The following is a 20,303-nucleotide window of genomic DNA, read 5'->3' on the forward strand; positions in this document are numbered from 1 at the left end:
GATGGATGCGCCGCGTGCCCCCACCCCCGCCCTCCCCCGGAAGGGGAGGGAGTCAATCCAACGCAGAGGGGCGCCGCGCGCCCCAGCCGCAGGCCTGGTCATACGCATGCCCCAGCCGCAGCACCTCGAGGTCCGCATGGATCGGCCCCGCCAGTTGCAGCCCCATCGGCAGCCCGCCGTCGCCGAAGCCCGCGCGCACGTTGAGCGTGGGCAGGCCCGCGAGCGTGAAGGGCGTGACGATCTCCATCCAGCGGTGGTAGGTGTCGCTCTTCACGCCGTTCACCTCGGCCGGCCAGTGCAGCTCGGCGTCGAACGGGAACACCTGCGCGGTCGGCGCGAGCACGAAGTCGAAGCGCTCGAAGAGCTTGAGGAACGCGCGGTACACGTTCGAGCGGTAGAGCGAGGCCTGGTACAGCGAGGCGGCGTCGAGGTGGCGGCTTTGCTCGATCTCCCATTGCGCCTCGGGCTTGAGCTGGGCGAACAGCTTCGGGTCGCTGACATAGGCGCCGAGCTTGCCGCCCACCAGCAGTTGGCGCAGGCGCAGCCACGCGCTCCAGTTGTGCTCGCGCGGCACGTCGAGCGTGCAGGGCTCGACCTCGCAGCCGATGGTGCGGAAGGTGTCGAGCGCCTGTTCACCGAGTTCGCGCACGCCCGGTGCCAATGGCAGCTCGGGCCAGACGCTGCCGAGCCAGCCGATGCGCAGGCCCTTGCCGTCGCCGTCCAACTGCATGTCATCGGGCGAGGGCAGGGCGTGCGGCGACGACAGCGGCACGCGCGTGTCGAAGCCTGCCTGCACGGCCAGCAGCCGCGCGGCGTCTTCGACCGTGCGCGCCATCGGGCCTTCGCAGCCGAGTTGCTGGAAGAAGAGTTCCTGCTCCGGATCGCCGGGCACGCGTCCGCGCGAGGGGCGCATGCCGATCACGTTGTTGAAGGCGGCGGGGTTGCGCAGCGATCCCATCATGTCGCTGCCGTCGGCCACGGGCAGCATGCCCAGGGCCAGCGCGACGGCCGCGCCGCCGCTGCTGCCGCCCGCGCTGCGGTCGGGCGCGTAGGCGTTGCGCGTGGTGCCGAACACCGTGTTGTAGGTGTGCGAGCCGAGCCCGAACTCGGGCGTGTTGGTCTTGCCGATGACGACGGCGCCGGCCGCGCGCATGCGCGCGACGTGCAGGCTGTCGGTGCGCGCGGGCGAGCGCGGCGACAGCGGCGAGCCCATCGAGGTCGGCAGGCCGGCGGCGTGGCTCAGGTCTTTCACGGCCAGCGGAAAGCCGTGCATCCAGCCGCGCCGTTCGCCGCGCGCCAGTTCGGCGTCGCGCTCGTCGGCCTCGGCCAGCAGCTGCGCCGGGTCGCGCAGGGAGACGATGGCATTGAACTGCGGATTGAGCGCGTCGATGCGGGCGAGCGACGCCTGCATCACCTCACGGCAGGACACGTCACGGGCCGCGATGCGGCGCGAAAGTTCGGTGGCGCTGAGGTCGGGCAAGTCTTGCAAGGCGTCGAAAGACATGGCGAATGCGGGAAAAGGAGGGGGAGCCCAGTATGGCGCGGCGCTCGCATAATCGCCGCGTATGGAAACAAAGTGGCTTGAAGACTTCATCAGCTTGGCGGAAACCCGCAGCTTCAGCCGCTCGGCCCAGTTGAGGCACGTGACACAGCCGGCGTTCTCGCGGCGCATCCAGGCGCTCGAAGGATGGGCCGGCACCGACCTGGTCGACCGCAGCTCGTACCCCACGCGTCTCACGCCCGCGGGCCAGACGCTCTACAGCCAGGCCATCGAGATGCTGCAGTCGCTGCAGAGCACGCGCGCCATGCTGCGCGGGCATTCGGCCGCGGGGCAAGACGTGATCGAAATTGCCGTGCCGCACACGCTGGCCTTCACCTTCTTTCCGTCGTGGGTCACCAGCCTGCGCGAGCACTTCGGGCCGATCAAGAGCCGGCTCATCGCGCTCAATGTGCATGACGCGGTGCTGCGTCTGGTTGAAGGCAGCTGCGACCTGCTGATTGCCTACCACCACCCCTCGCAGCCGCTGCAGCTCGATGCCAACAAGTACGAGATGGTCAGCCTCGGCGAGGAAACCGTGGCCCCCTGGGTCAAGGCCGATGCCGAGGGCGCACCGCGCTACCGGCTGCCGGGCCGCCCGGGCCAGCCGTTGCCCTACCTGGGCTATGCGCCGGGCGCGTACCTCGGGCGCGTGGTCGACCAGTTGCTGAAAGAGTCGGGCACCGCCATCCACCTCGACCGCGTCTACGAGACCGACATGGCCGAGGGCCTGAAAGCGATGGCGCTCGAAGGCCACGGCATCGCCTTCCTGCCGCAGAGCGCGGTGCGCAAGGAGGTCAAGGCGCGCAAGCTGGTGAGTGCGCTGCCGCCCGAGATCGACAGCCTCGAGGCCAAGATGGAAATCCGCGCCTACCGCGAGCGGCCCAGCGCACCGGTTCCGGTGAAGGCCGGCGCCGGCCGTTCGGCCGCGCGGGCGGGGTTGTCGGAAAGCATGCAGCCCAAGCGCACGGCCGACGCGCTCTGGTCGTACCTGGTCGGGACCCAGCCGCCGCACTGAACGAGCGTGAATGGTGGATGGATTTGTGCACTGCACAATCTATAAGCACCACGCATACGGCCCCCCGCAATCAGCATTGGCGGCCGGGCCGCGCCGCCACTACAGTCGCGGCAGTTTTTTTCGGCCATTGCACGCCGGGGATCGCCGGTAGCTGCTTCCGCCACGCACACAGCCGCTCCCACGCGGGCACAAAGGCTGCTTAGTGAAAGTCGGACAATGCGAAATGTCTGGATTGCACCAGGCTGGCGCCTCGATGGGCGCAGCCGGTGCGAGGCGGGCGGCGATGCCCGTGGGATGCACCGGGTTGGTCCGGGTATCCCGCAAAATGCGAGTGTCTAGAATTTCGTTCTATTTGTTTCAGTCACCCTCAGGAGCTTTTCGTATGAAAAAACAAGTATTGGCATTGGCTGTCGCAGCGCTCGCCACCAGCGGCGCCTTTGCACAGGCCAATGACACCCTGGCCAAGATCAAGGCCTCGGGCACCATCACCGAAGGCGTGCGTGAGTCCTCCGGCCTTTCGTACACGCTCGGCAATGGCCAGTACACCGGCTTCCACTACGACGTCTGCGCCAACATCATCAAGGACCTCGAGAAGGCCGCCGGCAAGAAGCTCGAAGTCAAGTACCAGCCCGTGACCTCGCAGAACCGCATCCCCCTGGTGCAGAACGGCACCGTGGACATCGAGTGCGGCTCGACCACCAACAACGCCACCCGCCAGAAGGATGTGGCTTTCGGCGTGACCACCTACGTCGAAGAAACCAAGATCGTCGTCAAGGCCAACTCGGGCATCAACTCGCTGGCCGACCTGAAGGACAAGACGGTTGCCACCACCACCGGCACCACGCCGCTGCAGACCGTGCGCAAGCAAAAGCGCGCCGAGAACCTGACCTTCAAGGAGGTCTACGGCAAGGACCACTCCGACAGCTTCCTGCTGCTGGAAACCGGCCGTGCCGACGCCTTCGTGATGGACGGTTCCATCCTGGCTGCCCTGGCCGCCAAGTCGAAGTCGCCCAAGGACTACAAGATCCTGAACGACGTGCTGGCCGTGGAACCCATCGCCATCATGATCCGCAAGGACGACCCGGCTTTCAAGAAGGCCGTGGACGACAGCATCAAGGCACAGGCCAAGTCGGGCGAGCTGACCAAGCTGTACGACAAGTGGTTCCTCAAGCCGATTCCCCCGGCCAACGTGACCATCAACCTGCCGCTCGGCGAAGCCACCAAGAACGCGTGGGCCAACCCGAACGACAAGCCCGCCGAAGAGTACGTCACCAAGGAATAAGCGCGCGTCGCTGCGTGAATGGACGCCCACCTTTCACGGTGGGCGTTTCTTTTCAAGGGACGGTATTTCGAAAAGAAGCTGAAGGAGTAAACACACATGGGAAACTGGGATTGGCAGGTCTTCCTGCAAGACCCCGGGGGGGAATATCCGAGCTACCTGCAATGGATGCTCTCGGCCTGGGGCTGGACGGTGTCGGTCGCGCTGCTGGCGCTGATCGTCGCGCTGGTGCTCGGCTCGCTGGTCGGCATCATTCGCACGCTGCCCGACAGTCCGTGGCTCGTGCGCTTCGGCAATGCATGGGTGGAGCTCTTTCGCAACATTCCGCTGCTGGTTCAGATCTTCCTCTGGTACCACGTGATTCCGGCGCTCATCCCCGTGATGAAGGGCGTGCCGAGCTTCATCCTCGTGGTGCTGGCGCTGGGCTTCTTCACTTCGGCGCGTATCGCCGAGCAGGTGCGCTCCGGCATCCAGGCGCTGCCCAAGGGCCAGCGCTACGCGGGCATGGCGGTGGGTTTCACCACGCCGCAGTACTACCGCTACGTGATCCTGCCGATGGCGTACCGCATCATCATCCCGCCGCTCACGAGCGAGACGATGAACATCTTCAAGAATTCGTCCGTCGCGTTCGCCGTGTCGGTCACCGAACTCACCATGTTCGCCATGCAGGCGCAGGAAGAAACCTCGCGCGGCATCGAGGTCTACCTGGCGGTGACGGCGTGCTACGTGGTGTCGGCGCTCATCATCAACCGCCTCATGGCATTCATCGAGAAGAAGACCCGCGTGCCGGGCTTCATCGTCTCGGCCAGCGGCGGCGGAGGACACTGACATGATGAATCTCGACCTGTCCTTCTACAACTGGGACGTCATCAGCAACTTCGTCATCAAGGGCTTCTACTTCAGCATCATGCTGACGGTGGTGGCCACGATCGGCGGCGTGATCTTCGGCACGATCCTGGCGCTCATGCGCCTGTCGGGCAAGAAGTGGCTCGATACGCCCGCGGCCATCTACGTCAACGGCATGCGAAGCATCCCGCTGGTGATGGTGATCCTGTGGTTCTTCCTGCTGGTGCCGGCGTCGTTCTATTCGCTGTTCGGTTCGCTCGGCTCGAACTACCGCTCGGAAATTTCGGCGGTGATCACCTTCGTTGCGTTCGAAGCTGCCTACTTCTCCGAGATCATGCGCGCGGGCATCCAGTCGATCCCGCGCGGCCAGGTGAACGCAGGCCAGGCCGTGGGCATGACCTACGGCCAGAACATGCGCCTCGTGGTGCTGCCGCAGGCCTTCCGCAACATGCTGCCGGTGCTGCTCACGCAGACCATCATCCTGTTCCAGGACACCTCGCTGGTCTACGCCATCGGCGCCTACGACATGCTCAAGGGCTTCGAAACGGCGGGCAAGAACTTCGGTCGTCCGATCGAGGCCTACCTGCTCGCGGCGGTCGTGTACTTCGTCATGTGCTACGCCCTTTCCTGGCTGGTGAAACGCCTGCACAAGAAAATCGCCATCATTCGCTGATCGAGTTGGCTGAACTGAACCGGAGAGAAACAAATGTCCGAAAAAATGATTGAAATCAAGAACGTCTCCAAGTGGTACGGCCCGGTGCAGGTGCTCAACGACTGCTCGGTGAACATCTCCAAGGGCGACGTGGTGGTGGTGTGCGGCCCGTCGGGTTCCGGCAAGTCCACGCTCATCAAGACCGTGAACGCGCTCGAGCCTTTCCAGAAGGGCGAGATCACCGTCAACGGCATTCCGCTGCACGACCCCAAGACCAACCTGCCCAAGCTGCGCTCCAAGGTCGGCATGGTGTTCCAGCACTTCGAGTTGTTCCCGCACCTGTCGGTGACCGAGAACCTCACGATCGCGCAGATCAAGGTGCTGGGCCGCACCGCGGACGAAGCCAAGGTGCGTGGCCTGAAGATGCTCGACCGCGTGGGCCTCATGGCGCACAAGGACAAGTTCCCGGGCCAGCTGTCGGGCGGCCAGCAGCAGCGCGTGGCGATTGCCCGTGCGCTGTCGATGGACCCGATCGTCATGCTGTTCGACGAACCCACCTCGGCGCTCGACCCCGAAATGGTCGGCGAAGTGCTCGACGTGATGGTGGCCCTGGCCAAGGAAGGCATGACCATGATGGTCGTCACGCACGAAATGGCTTTTGCCCGCAAGGTCGCGAGCCGCGTGATCTTCATCGACGTGGGCGGCAAGATCCTGGAAGACTGCCCGAAGGACGAGTTCTTCAACCACCCGGAAAACCGTCAGCCGCGCACCAAGGACTTCCTCAACAAGATCCTGCAGCACTGATTCGCTGCGGCGCTCAAAGCACAAAGCCACGCTGTCCGCAGCGTGGCTTTTTTCATGGGCGCGCCGTGTTCAGGGCAGCCGCGCGATGTGCTCCGTCAGCAGGTCGAAGAAGCCCTGTGCATCGCCGTCGACGATCCACTGCACGTTGGCGGGCCGCTTCAGGCTGCCGTGCCAGTCGGCCACGGTCTGGCCGAAGCCCATGCCTTCGCGGCTGTCGATCTCGACGTGGATGCGGCGGCCCTGGAACAGGTCGGGGCGCAGCAGGTAGGCCGTGACGGTGGCGTCGTGCACCGGGCCGCCCGGCATGCCGTAGTGCGCCATCTCCTGCGGCGCGTAGGCGTCGAGGATGTCGGCAATGATCGCGCCGGCTCGGTTGCCCAGCTGGCGCAGCCGCGCGATGCGCGCGTCGCTCGTGAGGATCTTGTGCGTCACGTCCAGCGGCAGCATCGTGATCGGCACGCCGCATTGCAGCACCGCCTCGGCCGCGTGCGGGTCGGCGAACACGTTGAACTCCGCCACCGGCGTGATGTTGCCGCCGTTGAAGTGCGCGCCGGCCATGAGCACCAGCTCGCGCAGGCCGCGCACGATGTCGGGCGCCTGTTCGAGCGCCAGCGCGAGGTTGGTCTGCGGGCCGAGCATGGCGAGCGTCACGCTGTGCTCGGGCGCGGCGCGCAGCGTGCGAACAAGGTAGTCGACGGCACTGCCTTCGGCCAGCGGCATGGCAGGGTCGTGCACGGCCACGCCCGTGAGGCCTTCGCGGCCGTGGATGTTGGCGGCGTAGATGGGCGTGCGCTGCAGGGGCCGCTCGGCACCCGCATAGACCGGAAGCTCCGGCCGTCCGGCCCATTCGCAGGCCAGGCGCGCGTTGCGCGAGGTCTTGGCCAGGGGGACATTGCCTGCCACCGTGGTCAGCGCCTGAATCGCCAGTGATTCGGGCGCCGCCAGGGCAAACAGCAGCGCGATCATGTCGTCCGCGCCGGGGTCCGTGTCGATGATCAGGGTGGTGGGATGCAGCATGGCGACATTGTCGCGATCGTCACCACCACCCGTCACCCCGATGCACGGGGAAGAAAGGAACGCGAGGCTTGCTTACTTCGCGCGGGCCGCGATGGCCTTCTCGGCCTTCGCCACCAGGTCGGTGCCGACGGTCGACTTCCACTTGTCGTACACCGGGCGCGTGGCCTTCACGAAGGCGTCGCGCTCGGCCGGCGTGAGGTTGGTCACCGTCACACCCATGGCCGCGATGTCTTTCAGCACGGGCTTGTCGGCTTCCACCAGGCCCTTGCGCGCGATGGCGATTTCCTGCTTGCCGGCGTCGAGCGCGGCCTGGCGCACGATGGCCTGGTCGGCCGGCGTCCACGAGGCCCAGATTTCCTTGTTCACGACGAACACCAGCGGGTCGGCCACGTAGCCCCAGGTGGTGACGAACTTCTGGCCCACCGTGTGCATCTTGAGCACGGTGAACAGGAACAGCGGGTTCTCCTGGCCGTCGACCGCGCCGCTGGCCAGCGCGGGCTGCGCGTCGGCCCAGCTCATCTGCGTGGGGTTGGCGCCCAGCGCGGTGAGCATGTCGGAGTAGATGGGCGAGCCGACCACGCGGATCTTCATGCCCTTGATGTCGGCCGGCGACTTGATCGCCCGCTTCGAGTTGGTGATTTCGCGGAAGCCATTCTCGCCCCAGGCAAGCGGCACCACGCCGGCCTTGTCGAGCGTCTTGAACATGTCCTTGCCCACTTCACCTTGCGTGAGCGCGTCGATGGCCGCGTAGTCGGGCATCAGGAAGGGCATGGAGAACAGGTTGAGCTGCTTCACCTGCGGCGACCAGTTGATGGTCGAGCCCACGGCCATGTCGATCACGCCCTGGCGCAGTGCGCTGAACTCGCGCGTCTGGTCGCCTTGAATCAGCGACACGCCCGGGTACAGCTTGATGTTGATGCGGCCCTGGGTGCGCTCCTTCACGAGGTCGGCCCAGATCTTTCCGGCCTGGCCCCACGGCGTGGGCGGGCCCAGCACCAGCGACATCTTGTACTCGGGCTTGTAGGCGGCCTGCGCCATTGCGCCGGTCGAGAACAGGCCGAGCGTGGCGGCCACAGCGGCAAGGCCGAGCAGGGTGCGGCGGAATTTCATGAGAGAGGTCTCCTCTTGGTCTGTCGATGGAACGAAAAAATCAGTAGCCCAGCTTGCGGGGCAGCCAGAGCGCGAGTTCGGGGAAGGCGATCACCAGCACCATCACCACGAACATCGAGAACAGCATCCAGCCCACCCACTGCACGGTTTCTTCCATGCGCACCTTGGCGATGCGGCACGAGACCATGAGGTTGACGGCCAGCGGCGGCGTGAACTGGCCCAGCGCCACCTTCAGCGTGAGGATCACGCCGAACCACACCGGGTCCCACTTGTAGTGCTGCACGATGGGCAGCAGCAGCGGCACGAAGATCAGGAAGATCGACACGCCGTCCAGGAACATGCCCACGGTGATGAGCAGCAGGATCAGCAGCGCCAGGATGCCGTACTCGCCCAGGCCCGAATTCACGATGGCCTGCGTCACCGGATCGATGATGCCCAGCGTCGAGAGCGAGTACGCGAAGATGCCCGCCAGCGACACCACCAGCAGGATCACCGCCGACAGCTCGCCCGACTCGCGCAAGATCACGAACAGGTCGCGCACCTTGATGGTCCGGTGGATGCACATGCCCACGAACAGGCCGTAGAACACCGCCACCACGGCCGCTTCGGTGGGCGTGAACCAGCCCGCGCGCATGCCGCCCAGAATCAGCACCGGCGCCGCCAGGCCCCAGATCGCTTCGCGAAAGCTCTTCCAGAACGGCGGGCGCGGCAGCGTCGATTCGAGCGCGCCCATCTTGTGCTTGCGCGCCAGCCACACGGCCGGAATCATCAGCGCCAGGCCGGCCATGATGCCGGGGATCATGCCGGCCGCGAACAACGCCGGCACCGAGGCGCCGGGCACCAGCACCGAGTACACGATGAACGCGACCGAGGGCGGAATCAAAATGTCGGTGGCCGCCGCGGCGCCCACCACGCTGGCCGAGAAGGCCGGCGGATAACCGGCACGGCTCATGGCCGCGATCATCACCGCGCCCACGGCGGCGGCGTTGGCCGGGCCCGAGCCCGAGATGCCGCCCAGGAACATCGCCACGGCAATCGCCACCAGCGGCAGCATGCCGGGGCCGCGACCCACGATGGCAATGGCAAAGTTGACGAGGCGCAGCGCCACGCCCGAGCGGTCGAAGATGGAGCCGACCAGCACGAACATCGGAATCGCCAGCAGCGGGTACTTGCCCAGGCCGGCGTAGAAGTTCTGCGGCACGGCCAGCAGGCCGAACCACTGGGCGTCGGCGTTGGCCAGCGCAATGCAGGCCGCGCCCGCCAGGCCGAGCGCGGCGCCGATGGGCACGCCCACCAGCATCATCACGACGAAGGCGACGAAGAGCAGGGTGGCGATCACTTGGCGTCGCCCTTCTTGCTGTTGTTGTTGTCGTCAGACTTGTAGTTCGTCTTGCGCCCGCGCCGGACCATCAGGCCGATGGCGCGCCCCGCGATCGCGAACGACACGATAGGCAGCCAGATCGAATACCACCAGGCCGGCAGGCCGATGCCGGGCGTGGTCTCCTCGAAGCGGTAGTCGTCCCACACCATGCGGATGCTGAGCGCGCCGATCAGCGCGAACAAGATGGCGATCATCAGCGCGCCGAACTGGGCCAGCCGCTTGCGCCGCGCCATCGAGCCGCTTTCAGAGAAGTACTCGATGCGGATGTGCCGGTCGCGCGCTACGGCGGCCGAGCCGGCCACCAGCGCCAGCATGATCATCAGGAACACCGAGAACTCTTCCGTCCACGCGAAGGACGAGTCGGTGAAGTAGCGCACCAGCACGTTGGCGAAGGTAATGAGCGCGAGCGCGCCCATGATGAGGACCGTGAGCCAGTCTTCGATGGCGAGGGGAACCTTGGTCGGTTCGTCGGCGGCTTCGATGTCGGGGGGAAGGGGGCTGGCGGCGTCCAGCGTAGGGCCGGACTCGGGAGGAGTTGTCATCGCAGGAAGGGGCAGCTGAGGCAGGCGCCATGTCACCGGGCGGACGCCGGGACGCGATCCGTACACCTTGACAGGCGAGCAGCGCTCGATCCTAGGGGGTCAATGACCATTCATATATCGGGGGTTTCCTTAGCTGTGGCGGTGCGCTGACGGCCTCGGCTGGGGGTCCTTCGGGGCGCGTGCAAAGGACACCGGGTACTCCCCTCCGCGAATGTCCCCCGCCTTCGGCTCCTCCTTGATTTCGCTGCGGGGAGCACCCGATGCCCTGCGCACGAGGAGTGCAGCTGTGAGGTTGGCGGTTCGACCGCTGCGGCGGATGGCAGATGGACGTGTGTGGGGGGGGCGTACTGCTGAGCTTTCGTGAGCGACAGGCACTGGCGAAGCAGAAGTCCGAAGGGCTGGTGTCGGCTGCGGTCGACATAGACATGGCTGCGTTCAATGTTCGCTTCAGACTGGTTGTTGTCGTTCGTTCGATCGATCGAACGAGCAGATCGGAGGGGTGCTATCGGTCACAAGCGGCCAATCGCGAATGGCTGCTTCGGCGATGCTCTGTCCTCATTCAGAAGGTGTGGGATCGCTAGCTCGGAGGAGTAGGCGATTGACGCGCGCAGCCTTCGCTGCTTAACATCAATGCACCTTCCACCGTCGACGTGCCATGAAACGCCGTGAGTTCGTTCTTGTTGGCACTGCGCTTGCCTCACTCGGCGTGTCGGCATGCACCCATTCGATCGGAGGCTTCGCCGCGACAACCTCGCGAGAAGATGGCGGGAACATCGCCGCGGGTGACGACGACAAGCTCGTTGACACCACCGCACTCAGCAAGATGGCCGATCGGCTTGCGGCTTCGGGCTCGAACATTCACTCCGTCCTTGTCGTGCATCGCGGTAAGCTCGTCTTCGAGCGCTACCTGCAAGGCAGCGATCAGGTGCCGACCAGCTTTTTCGGCAGCCGCGTAGAGAACATCGTCTTCAACGCCGGCACGCGCCATGCAATGAAGTCAGCGACGAAGAGCGTCGCGTCGCTCGCCGTCGGCATCGCGATCGACCGGGGGCTGATCCATGACGTCGACGAGCCGATCCTTGGCTTCTTCCCCGAACTCGCAGACCTGCGAACGCCAGAATCGGATCGCCTGTTGCTGCGGCACGCGCTAAACATGACGCTCGGCCTCGAATGGATCGAGTCGACGCCCGCCACCGGCGATCTCGCGAACGACGAAACGCGCATGTATTTTTCGGGCGATCCGTGCCGCTACGTGCTAACGCGCCGAGCTGTGGCGGCGCCTGGGCAGCAGTTCTTCTACAGTACCGGCGCCCTAGCGCTTGTATCAGCGATTCTGCATCGGGCCACCGGCAGACCACTGGACGAGTTCGCGCGAGTGAGCCTGCTGGAGCCCCTGGGCATCTCGGGCGAAGAATGGAGCCGAATGGGCAGAGACAGCGACGCCGGTGGTGGCCTTCGCATGCGTCCGCGGGACATGGCGAAGATCGGACAGCTCGTGCTAGCGGGCGGGCGCTGGGATGGACGCCAGATCGTGTCGAAGGGATGGATCGAAGCTTCCACCGCGTCACTCATCAAGGCAACGGACGACCAGGACTACGGCTACCTTTGGTGGAGCGGCCATGCCAGAGCGCACCGACGAACAGTCCGCTGGATCGGTGCGCTCGGTCGAGGCGGGCAATCGATCCGCATCGTGCCCGAGCTCGATCTCGTCGTCGCCGTGACGGCAGGCTACTACCAGGACTACAGCCCGCAGGCATTCAAGGTGCAGTACGGCGTGTTCAGCGATGTGCTGCAGGCTATCTCACCGTCCCAGTGACTCGGATACCGTGACTGGCGTCCGTGCTGTCAGCGCTTAATTGAACCGCGAAACATCGAGCGATCTTCGCGAAACGCCTACTACGGTGACTGGCCGCTTGGCGATGGCCCAAGTTGCACTCGCTACATCCGCTTGGGGCCCCTGGCTGAAGTTAACCTGCAGCCAACAGAAGCGTCGAAGGCTTCTGGAGCCCCTCATAATCAAAACCTGCCCCCCGCTTGTTCGAGATACCGATCTTTCGCCATGGATAAATTCTTGCTGCAACAGCAGGTGCTGGAACGGCTCGCCGAAGACCTGCTGCAAGCCGAACAGGCAGTGCGGGCAGCCCATGAAACGGCGACTCACGAAGAGAACATCGCCGAAAACAAATACGACACGTTGGGACTCGAAGCCGCCTACCTGGCCACCGGCCAAGCCCGGCGCGCCGAAGCCATACGCCAGGCGATGGCCAATTGGCGCCGATTCCGCCCGCGTCCCTACGACGCCATCAAAGGCATACAGCTCGGCTCGCTGGTCTGCCTGGTCGATTCCGACGACAAGCAGCAACAGCTCTTTCTCGGCCCGGATGGGGGCAGCATGACGTTGGTCAGCGGCACTCAGCTTGTTCAGGTCATCAGCAGCGAAGCCCCTTTGGGCAGGGCAATGCTGGGCAAATGCGAGGGTGATGAGGTGTCGATACAGGTCGCTCCCATCCGACAGCAGTTTGAGGTGCTGCGGGTTCTTTAAGCCGCAAGCAAGTTCACGCCGAATGGGCCGAGGTCAGCAGACGTGCAGGCGTCGTGAACGTACCGGCTGATCAGCAAGGTCAGCAGTACTTGAAACCGGCCACTGGGTCGAGATGACACGGGCGCATGAATGACCGCCGCGTGGCCAAGACCGTGAACTCAGGAGGCCAGCATCACCGGCAGCAACCGCTGCATAGCCCTCCTTCGTGTGCGGCCGCTTCAGTCTGTTGCGAGGCAGGCCTGCACGCCTGGCTATCTCGCGAATGCACAACCAATCATTTCATTTGCATCTTTTACTCAGGGCAAATTGGCCGGCGCATCATGCCTTGTGCATGTCGTACTGATGCACTTTGGGTCTCGGCTCGACCCACCCGGCCGCTCCGGTATCCAACTACTTCAATTGGAGACCCAAATGAAAAAATTCATTCCCAGCGCCATCGCCAGCCTCCTGATCGCAGGGGCAATTTTTCCGGCCGCCGCCAAGGAGAAAGTCGTCGACCGGAGCATCACGGAAGCGGAAGTCCTGGGGGCCCAGCAGGCCTGGTGCAAGGCGCTGGTCGACATCAGCGCCGCGAATTCCAGCGGAGGGCAGCCGGCCGCCAGGGCGCTGGCCGAGAAGGTCATCGACAGCGCCTACGCCTACCAGCTGGGCGCAGTGCTGTTCAAGCCGACGCTCACGACATCGCCGCAGACCTTCCGCACCGCTCGCGACGGCGCGCTGGCGTACTTCGTGGGCGGCAACCCTGCCTTTCCCAACGACACCGGCTTCGCCCTGAAGGGCTGGACTAAATGCGAGATTGCCAACAGTGCCGTGCTCATCCACGGCGACGTGGCCAGCACGCTGGGTAACGTGCTGTTCACCGACCCGGACGGCAAGGTCACCACGGTCGACAAGACCTGGACTTTCGTGAAGGACGGTGCCGGCAAGCTGCGCATCGTCGTGCATCACTCGTCGCTGCCGTACGCTGGCCGTTGAACACCGCGTTCGAGTGCAGCAGACATTGGGTCAGCTTTGACAAGGCGCCAAGCAAATCAGGGTAGATAGAGCCTCCATCCACAGTTCGCTGAAATCGCGCAGCGACGGAGGCTCCAGTTGCTGTCGAGCGGCAGTGGCCAGCGTGGCTGAACGCGTGCCTGTCTTGGGCTAGTAGGCGCCCATGTAGTCGCGCTTGCCGATCTCAATACCGTTGTGACGCAAGATGGCATAGGTCGTGGTCACGTGGAAGAAAAACTGCGGCAGTCCATAGTGCAGAAGATATGCGCCTGCGGTCAGCTTCTTTTCCTTGGGGGTGCCGGGGCGCAAGACGATCTCGCGGCTCTCGCTTGAATCAAATTGCTCAGACGTGAAGGAGCCGATATGGGCCAAAGCTTTGGCGATCAACGCTTGCAGGTCGGCGAAGCTGACCTCAGTGTCGGGCCAGGACGGTATCTCGGCACCAGCCAGGCGGGAGGCAATGCCCTTGGAGAAGTCTGCGGCGATCTGTACCTGACGCAGTAGCGGAAACATGTCAGGGAACAGCCGCGCCTGCAGCAGCGCATTGGGATCGATATTCTTCTGCGTCGCCTGGTCTTCGGCCTTCTTGAGCACGTCGGACAGGGCGCGCAGCATCTGCTGCATGACGGGAACGGAGGCGTTGTAGAGCGGGCTGGTCATAGTGAGTTCACTTCTAAAATTGGGCACGATGGCCGGAGTTGGCGTGGCAGAGGCCCTGCCGACCATGTAAGGCTAACAGCACAGGGCGAACTGAATCGCCCCGGCCTTTGTGGCCAGCTTTTCTTCCCGCTGGTAGTCGGAGCAGCCGCGTTGAAGGGCAGTTCACTGGCAAGAAGCGGACGTCAATTGCAGACGCACGACAGACCGCGATCGCTGCAAAGCAGTCGGTCGACCTCTCGCATCGAAGGACCGCATCGGGCCCCTTCGCGAAGGCAGAGCCACCGGCTACAGTCGGCCAGGAGCAGTCGGTGGCTCTTAGGTAAAGCGGACACTCAACGTCGGAGTTGACCGGTGCGCAGTGGCGTTGCTCCGCAAGACGTATGTTCACGTACACAGCCTGCGGCGCAAAGCCGCTGCGTGTCCGTGTCGAACGACCTGTTAGACCACACTCGTTGTACTCCACTGAGCCTTAAGCAAAGCATATTGCAGAAGGTCGTGGTGCCGGCCTGCCCAGTACCCTGCATCCCGTTGATGCCCCTCTTGCAGAAAGCCAAGCGTTGCGAGCAATGCCAGAGACGCCTTGTTGTCAGGGTGTACCTGCGCCTCGATTCGATTTAGTTGCACCTCTCGGAACCCCCACGTGATAACTGCTTCTAGCGCTTCTCTTACGTATCCGCGCCCCTGATGCGCCGGAGCGATTTCGTATCCGACTACGCAGGATCTCCAGTTTCGATTCCAGCGAAACAGGCCGCACGTACCAATCAGTCCTGGTCGGTCTTTCAGCTCCATGGCCCAGCGCGCTCCAGAAACCGGCTCTTTCCGCCAGCTCGCAAACGTAGCGACTAGCTTCCTGGCGTCGTCAAGATTGGGAATCGGATCCGACCCGAACCATCGCATGTGCTCGTGGTCACCATGGATTTGAAGGAGACTTTCCGCATCCGATTCCAGAATCTCGCGCAGGGTGAGTCGGGATGTCTCGAGCGTTGGGTAGTCGACCATGAGTTGCCTGCGGTCTAACGTTTGACATGAGAGGCGGCGCCCGGCTTTCCGGGTGATGTATCTCGCAAACCTTGCGAAACAAACTGGACCGTGCGAGATATTCTGGACACTCATTCCTCCTGTAAGTGGCTTGCGGCCTGAATTTGCACAGGGATGCCTGTTTAAAACCCAGGTACAAAAATCCGCTAAACCCGGCAAGTGTGAAGTCAGCAAACTATAGCGTTGCCCGTAGACAGGGACCGGGCCCGCCGACTGTACGTTCGGGCACCGATCAATCCGTTTTGAATCAAGGGCCGCTTTTGGGAAGAGGCCCCGTAGTCGGCTCAGGGCCCAAAGCCGCCGGTCGCCTTGCTCCAAAGCGGGCACTGCGACACAAGACCCTATTCGATTCCCACCGGCAAGCCAGACGCGCCATCCATCTTGCTGATGCGCCAGCGTCCTGGGTCATCGCGCTCAAAATCGATGTTGAAGTCAAAGCTCGAATTGACGCTAAGCAACAAGACACAAAACGCTTGTTCAGCGGAGCCCATTCGCTCGCGCAACGCCCAGGCCAATTCGCTCATTCGATTGAAGAACTCTGAGTTCCTCAACGCGGACAACAAGCTGATGTTGGCTCCGGCGACGTATGAAGCGTTCGACCCCGTCTTCAAGTGGTCCGCCTCGAATCTGAAGAATGCTCGGCTCCACCCCGGAACGTCACGCTGGAGCAAGTCCATGAAGGTCTTGGCCATCTCAACAACGATTTCGTCGCTACTCTGATTTGTCATTTGGGTTCGGTGCGAATGGGTAGCTCAATGTCCGGTCATGGCCGAACTCGGCCGCAGTAACGAGGCGAGTCCATGAGTGCCCCTTCACGTGTCCCGCCTCCACACTCTGGTGACGTTCATGGTTTCATCCAGTTCGACCCAGAGGAGCGTGTTTGGCATGTGAAGACCTGCCGGAAATTTGACTGCGGGCACATCACGCGGAGCACCGCTAGCAGCAAGTCCATTCCCAGGATGCAGAAGGATCCGTATCTCCCCCTTCGTCAGCGATCCGAAGACGACGGCAGGAACCTTTTTCAGCCAATCGGCCGGGTACTTCTCTTCTGCGATCAAATGGTCCTCCTCGCCCCTATTCAATACATCGATTTGCAACGCACCCGCGAAGGTCGGCTTCTGGCCGCATTCTGCCTATTGAGCAGCGATGCACGCCACAGCCGTTGCGGCCGTGGCTACGACGGAGTGCCATTCGGGAAGCTCGATGTACTCTGCATCGGAAAGCTTGGTGCCGTGCTTTGCGAAGACGGCTTCAATCGACGCAACTACCGCTGTAACTGTATCTGCCTCTGATGCATCTTTGAGAATCCAGCCGATGGTCGAGTGGGGGTCAGATGCAAGCGCCGTATCGTCAAACAGAAAGTGCACGGCGTAGTCAAACTCGTCATGCTGCACGCCATCTTCGAGCAGTTGATCGACCCACACACGGCGCTGATACTGCGGGTCGGCGAGGCCCTGCAGGTACTCGATGAGTTCCTGCCGCATTTCGGGATAGGTAATGTGGTTCATGAGAACTTGTTGAAGGTCCGCTTCTGGCCGAATCGCGTCATGGTAGCTTCAGCAGGATGCATCCCACGTCCCGCGTGCTCATTTTGAAGCTCTGGTCGGCTCGACCACAGGAAATCCGGTATGTGCCCGCCACCGAAGACGCCCTGAGCTCCTTCGAGAAGGAATTTGGCCCGATTCCACAAGACTTTCGCTGGTTCCTCGCCTCGTGCGGCGGTGGGGTCGTCGGCAGCGAATGGGTCGATGGAATCGAACAGCTCGCCGGCTCACACCGAAAGCACTTGCGAGAGCGAACGGCCGGCGAGTGGAAGGCGGATTTCTTTCTCATCGGATGGGATGGCGCAGGGAACCCCTTCGGCATCAACCCCGCGACTGGTGAGCTTGTAGCTGAGCTCGAGGGAAGCGATAAGGAAGTGCGGCTGCTATCGCCGTCGATTGAAGCCTTCTTACTGAAGGGCATCATCGCTTGAGCGTGCGGCTGCTTCTGGCCGCTTATCTACGGCGCCTTCTCGTCAGAGTCCACCACTACCGTCGACAAAAGGCATCGGAAAGCTTTTCGAGGTCATCGAATTCCTCAGCAGCATCCGTCAGCGTGACGAGTCCTTTGATGGTCGTTCGCTTGGAGATGTAGGGGTTGGCGGATAGATAGCCGTAGAAGTTCCCCTCCTTGTCGACGACGGCGGGTGCATCGGTGCTGTACTTGTTCCAGGGCGACGCACTGTTGTACTTCGAACCATAGGTGCCGTACGGGTTCCAGATGCTGTCCGATTGGTATCGTGAACCGAACTGACCGTAGGCATTGCAAACCGAGCCGCCGTCGTAGCTTCCGCAGTTCAAGCAGCCAAGAAACGTCTTGTGGCCGGTGCCTCCAAAGAGCAAGAGCGCCGTCGTTTGCGCAGAGGCTATGGAACCCAAATCTGAAAGGCTGGCCGCGGCAATCAGCCAGACCAACCGCCGACAATTGAACATGCCCTTCTCCATCCTTATTTTTCTAGATGCTACGTTCGCGCGCGCGATTGCGCTAGTTCTACAAACGAGGATATCTCACAGGCTGCCTAAAGTGTCGTTGCATGGTCCGACTGGCGGTTGAGCGGGAAAGTCCGGTCCTGGCCGACTGGAGCCGGCGGCATGCTACCTTCCGGGCCGATACGGCTCGTTGGAATCATAGATGGACGTACATCAGCCTCGCCGCCCGCACCGCCTCGGTTGGCTGCCCGCTGTCGACGCCGCGCGTTGCACGGGCTGCGGTTGGTGCGTCGCCGCGTGCAACCTTCACCTTCTCAGCCTCGAAGTCCAGCAATGGAAGAAGGCGTCGACGCTTCAAGATGCGGATCGGTGCACGGGCTGCAGCGATTGCGCAGTGACTTGTCCTTTTCATGCGATCACCATGCGAAAGGGCTGAAACGCCCTGGGCGCGCGGCTCGCCGCCCAGGCAATCCGTAGACCCGGACGCGTGAGCCCGACGGTCACGAGTGTCGGGTCCTAGCCCGGATTCTGCCCGACGCTCAAACCTCTCGAAGCTGCTCGGCAAACACAACAAAATTGCTGCTTCCTGCGGTGGATTCAACTCCCCAGGGTCGCGTCGTCACAGCGCTGACCAACGAGCGGCCTTCCGAATCAACCCACTGCGACTCGACCTCGCAAGCGATGACACCAAGCGCGGGAAGCGCACCGATGACGACCGCCGTGGAGGTCACGATGGCATCCTTCTCCACGAACCGGTGTGTCTGCCCTTTCGCATCGACCAAGAGGCATTCCACGAGGGGCGGATATGCGCTGTCGTCAACCACTTGCGCGATTTCAACGACGATGGCTTTCATCGGGAGTCCTATCTCAGTGACCAAGGTGATGGTCTGCGGCCGGCTTCAGCGGCTCATCCGCAATGTGGCGAACCGCCACGGCGCGATGCTACGATTTGTATCGAGGGAGTCGGGTGTCGAACCCAAGCTTTCGCCCCGACCAAATCGAATCTATGCAACCCAAACGAAGCATCTTCCGCGGCCGTGCAGCATTTCTGAATCGTTGGGGCTGGGGCGAATACGGAATGCTTGCCGCGTTCTGGGCGGTCCTTTCAATTCCCCTCCATGTTCACGGCTGGGGGTGGTGGTCGATTCTTAGTCTTCCAAGCTTCTTTGCTCTCATAGTGGCCGCGATAGCGGTCGCCGAACGCTTTGCGAGGCGCCTGCCACGTTTGAATGCAACGGACGACCATCTCATCGAGTTTTACACCCACCTAGCGGGCACCACCAAGCATGGGACGTTGACCTGTAATCGCGGCGTGCCACACGCGAGTTGGACGACCACGAGTGAGAGTGGAACGAAGACGACCGCGAATGCACTGCTGAGCCGCGACAGGTTCGCCAAACATTGGACGAGCGCTGGAGCCCGGTACCTGAACCCCTACAAAGTCTCCGCCGGCGGCGTAGTCCCGGACCCTGGGGCGCACTACGTCGTCAACGTACGGTTCACCAGGCAGGGTGAGACTTACGGGCTCATGTATGCGATTCCGCACGAGAGCTCCGCCGGTCCAATTGAATGGATTGATGCCTTGCAACGTGCTGAGTCGGTGGAGCGTCTGTAGGCAAGGGGCACCTGTGCTGGGTCGCAACCGCGCAGGTCACCAGGGTCTGCGTGCGAGTGAATTGGGCCCCGTCTATGAATGACCGGTCCTGGCCGAACCCGGAGGTCTAGCTTCGGCCAATGACAGTCCGCCTCCACTGCAAAGCGGATGCCCGCATCGCCTGCCGACGATCAGCATGGAACACATAGCTGCCACCGAGGCCTACCCCACAAGCACCTCAATCGAACCGAATTCCCTCCATCACAAGGGCTTCAGCCGTCGCACCCAAAAGAACCTGTTCACCAGGGCGGGCCGCGAAACACGCAGCCCGCAGACCAGCCGCTAACCGCCGGTCTCAAGCGCTGCGCGTCGCGCCTTCTCGCTCCGTTGAAACAGCTCCCCAGCCTTGCGAGCAAGTTCAGCCGCAAGCCAAAGCACGTTGTCCAGTTGTCGAGGTCCGTCACCGCTGCACCAGTCGATCTCTTCCCCATGGCAGACCCACAGGAGCGCTTCGAGTTGAGAGAGGGTGTTTTCGAGAAGATCCGCCGGGTCTTGGGCGTTGTCTTCGGAAACTACCGGCGTGCGAGGCCGGGCTATAGTCTTGGTAGCCATTTTTGTGCGCTTCTTTAGAGGGGTTGCACGAACTTGGTTAGACGGCCGGGGTGCTAGTAACACCTCGGCCGTCGCCTTTTGATACCTCGCATCTGCATCGCTGCTTTCGCACCGACGACCTGCCGCGAGGCAAGCAGCCTTCAAACATCTCGGTGGTGGGGGTGTGGCGCCTTTCTTCTTCCCTTGGTGGGGTGTCGAGTGACAGGG

At 63.0% G+C, this 20,303-nt stretch carries 22 protein-coding genes; 11 read left to right on the forward strand and 11 right to left on the reverse strand.

Going from position 1 to position 20,303, the window contains the following annotated elements:
* Nucleotides 1-52 precede the first annotated feature (52 nt).
* Nucleotides 53-1,504: an amidase gene (locus CLU95_RS18600; RefSeq protein WP_099794974.1), complete on the reverse strand. Its 1,452-nt coding sequence runs from the start codon at nt 1,502-1,504 to the stop codon at nt 53-55.
* Between the two features lie 61 nt (nt 1,505-1,565).
* Between CLU95_RS18600 and CLU95_RS18605 the strand changes: the two genes are divergently transcribed.
* From CLU95_RS18605 to CLU95_RS18625, 5 genes are all read left to right on the forward strand, one after another.
* Nucleotides 1,566-2,555, forward strand: coding sequence for a LysR substrate-binding domain-containing protein (locus tag CLU95_RS18605; protein WP_099794975.1), 990 nt, complete (start codon nt 1,566-1,568; stop codon nt 2,553-2,555).
* Between the two features lie 382 nt (nt 2,556-2,937).
* Nucleotides 2,938-3,837 (forward strand): amino acid ABC transporter substrate-binding protein, encoded by a 900-nt coding sequence (locus CLU95_RS18610; protein WP_099794976.1) that lies wholly within the window; start codon nt 2,938-2,940, stop codon nt 3,835-3,837.
* Nucleotides 3,838-3,933: 96 nt separating this feature from the next.
* Nucleotides 3,934-4,662: an amino acid ABC transporter permease gene (locus CLU95_RS18615; RefSeq protein WP_099794977.1), complete on the forward strand. Its 729-nt coding sequence runs from the start codon at nt 3,934-3,936 to the stop codon at nt 4,660-4,662.
* Nucleotide 4,663: 1 nt separating this feature from the next.
* Complete coding sequence (locus tag CLU95_RS18620; RefSeq protein WP_013539317.1) at nt 4,664-5,353, forward strand: amino acid ABC transporter permease; 690 nt, start codon at nt 4,664-4,666, stop codon at nt 5,351-5,353.
* A 45-nt stretch (nt 5,354-5,398) separates the two neighbouring features.
* Nucleotides 5,399-6,136 carry an amino acid ABC transporter ATP-binding protein gene (locus CLU95_RS18625; protein WP_099797376.1) on the forward strand — a complete coding sequence of 246 codons (738 nt, stop codon included), beginning with the start codon at nt 5,399-5,401 and terminating at the stop codon, nt 6,134-6,136.
* A gap of 69 nt (nt 6,137-6,205) precedes the next feature.
* Here the strand turns inward: CLU95_RS18625 and CLU95_RS18630 are convergent, their stop codons facing one another.
* From CLU95_RS18630 to CLU95_RS18645, 4 genes are all read right to left on the reverse strand, one after another.
* Nucleotides 6,206-7,153, reverse strand: a complete 948-nt coding sequence (locus CLU95_RS18630) for a nucleoside hydrolase (RefSeq protein WP_099794978.1) — start codon at nt 7,151-7,153, stop codon at nt 6,206-6,208.
* Between the two features lie 72 nt (nt 7,154-7,225).
* Complete coding sequence (locus CLU95_RS18635; RefSeq protein ID WP_099794979.1) at nt 7,226-8,263, reverse strand: DctP family TRAP transporter solute-binding subunit; 1,038 nt, start codon at nt 8,261-8,263, stop codon at nt 7,226-7,228.
* 40 nt (nt 8,264-8,303) lie between these two features.
* On the reverse strand, nt 8,304-9,602 hold the full coding sequence (locus CLU95_RS18640) for a TRAP transporter large permease (protein WP_099794980.1): 1,299 nt from the start codon (nt 9,600-9,602) through the stop codon (nt 8,304-8,306).
* On the reverse strand, nt 9,599-10,186 hold the full coding sequence (locus CLU95_RS18645; protein ID WP_099794981.1) for a TRAP transporter small permease: 588 nt from the start codon (nt 10,184-10,186) through the stop codon (nt 9,599-9,601). The genes CLU95_RS18640 and CLU95_RS18645 overlap by 4 nt, the downstream gene beginning before the upstream one ends.
* Before the next feature lie 655 nt (nt 10,187-10,841).
* On the opposite strand from CLU95_RS18645, the gene CLU95_RS18650 reads away from it, so the two are divergent.
* The 3 genes from CLU95_RS18650 (at nt 10,842) to CLU95_RS18660 (ending at nt 13,703) form a co-directional block, all read left to right on the forward strand.
* Nucleotides 10,842-12,002: a serine hydrolase domain-containing protein gene (locus CLU95_RS18650; RefSeq protein WP_099794982.1), complete on the forward strand. Its 1,161-nt coding sequence runs from the start codon at nt 10,842-10,844 to the stop codon at nt 12,000-12,002.
* Between the two features lie 243 nt (nt 12,003-12,245).
* Nucleotides 12,246-12,728, forward strand: a complete 483-nt coding sequence (locus CLU95_RS18655; protein ID WP_099794983.1) for a GreA/GreB family elongation factor — start codon at nt 12,246-12,248, stop codon at nt 12,726-12,728.
* A 411-nt stretch (nt 12,729-13,139) separates the two neighbouring features.
* Complete coding sequence (locus tag CLU95_RS18660; RefSeq protein WP_099794984.1) at nt 13,140-13,703, forward strand: hypothetical protein; 564 nt, start codon at nt 13,140-13,142, stop codon at nt 13,701-13,703.
* A gap of 168 nt (nt 13,704-13,871) precedes the next feature.
* Here the strand turns inward: CLU95_RS18660 and CLU95_RS18665 are convergent, their stop codons facing one another.
* The 4 genes from CLU95_RS18665 to CLU95_RS18680 form a co-directional block, all read right to left on the reverse strand.
* Nucleotides 13,872-14,381, reverse strand: coding sequence for a DUF1993 domain-containing protein (locus tag CLU95_RS18665; protein WP_099794985.1), 510 nt, complete (start codon nt 14,379-14,381; stop codon nt 13,872-13,874).
* 438 nt (nt 14,382-14,819) lie between these two features.
* Nucleotides 14,820-15,494 carry a GNAT family N-acetyltransferase gene (locus tag CLU95_RS18670; protein ID WP_306512810.1) on the reverse strand — a complete coding sequence of 225 codons (675 nt, stop codon included), beginning with the start codon at nt 15,492-15,494 and terminating at the stop codon, nt 14,820-14,822.
* A 266-nt stretch (nt 15,495-15,760) separates the two neighbouring features.
* The gene (locus CLU95_RS18675) at nt 15,761-16,111 is read right to left on the reverse strand and encodes a hypothetical protein (protein ID WP_143606013.1); all 351 of its coding nucleotides are present in this window, start codon (nt 16,109-16,111) and stop codon (nt 15,761-15,763) included.
* Nucleotides 16,112-16,552: 441 nt separating this feature from the next.
* Nucleotides 16,553-16,927, reverse strand: a complete 375-nt coding sequence (locus CLU95_RS18680) for an SCO4402 family protein (protein ID WP_099794988.1) — start codon at nt 16,925-16,927, stop codon at nt 16,553-16,555.
* A gap of 122 nt (nt 16,928-17,049) precedes the next feature.
* Here CLU95_RS18680 and CLU95_RS18685 point away from each other — a divergent pair, with 122 nt between their 5' ends.
* Nucleotides 17,050-17,394: an SMI1/KNR4 family protein gene (locus CLU95_RS18685; protein WP_180288640.1), complete on the forward strand. Its 345-nt coding sequence runs from the start codon at nt 17,050-17,052 to the stop codon at nt 17,392-17,394.
* Between the two features lie 55 nt (nt 17,395-17,449).
* Here the strand turns inward: CLU95_RS18685 and CLU95_RS18690 are convergent, their stop codons facing one another.
* Nucleotides 17,450-17,905 (reverse strand): hypothetical protein, encoded by a 456-nt coding sequence (locus tag CLU95_RS18690; RefSeq protein WP_257214664.1) that lies wholly within the window; start codon nt 17,903-17,905, stop codon nt 17,450-17,452.
* Nucleotides 17,906-18,092: 187 nt separating this feature from the next.
* Here CLU95_RS18690 and CLU95_RS18695 point away from each other — a divergent pair, with 187 nt between their 5' ends.
* Nucleotides 18,093-18,326 carry an ATP-binding protein gene (locus CLU95_RS18695; RefSeq protein WP_099794990.1) on the forward strand — a complete coding sequence of 78 codons (234 nt, stop codon included), beginning with the start codon at nt 18,093-18,095 and terminating at the stop codon, nt 18,324-18,326.
* Between the two features lie 103 nt (nt 18,327-18,429).
* Here the strand turns inward: CLU95_RS18695 and CLU95_RS18700 are convergent, their stop codons facing one another.
* Nucleotides 18,430-18,744 carry a hypothetical protein gene (locus CLU95_RS18700; protein WP_099794991.1) on the reverse strand — a complete coding sequence of 105 codons (315 nt, stop codon included), beginning with the start codon at nt 18,742-18,744 and terminating at the stop codon, nt 18,430-18,432.
* A 152-nt stretch (nt 18,745-18,896) separates the two neighbouring features.
* Here CLU95_RS18700 and CLU95_RS18705 point away from each other — a divergent pair, with 152 nt between their 5' ends.
* Nucleotides 18,897-19,505, forward strand: a complete 609-nt coding sequence (locus CLU95_RS18705; protein ID WP_143606014.1) for a hypothetical protein — start codon at nt 18,897-18,899, stop codon at nt 19,503-19,505.
* Nucleotides 19,506-20,303 lie beyond the last annotated feature (798 nt).

Source organism: Variovorax sp. 54 (assembly GCF_002754375.1).
Classification (GTDB): domain Bacteria; phylum Pseudomonadota; class Gammaproteobacteria; order Burkholderiales; family Burkholderiaceae_C; genus Variovorax.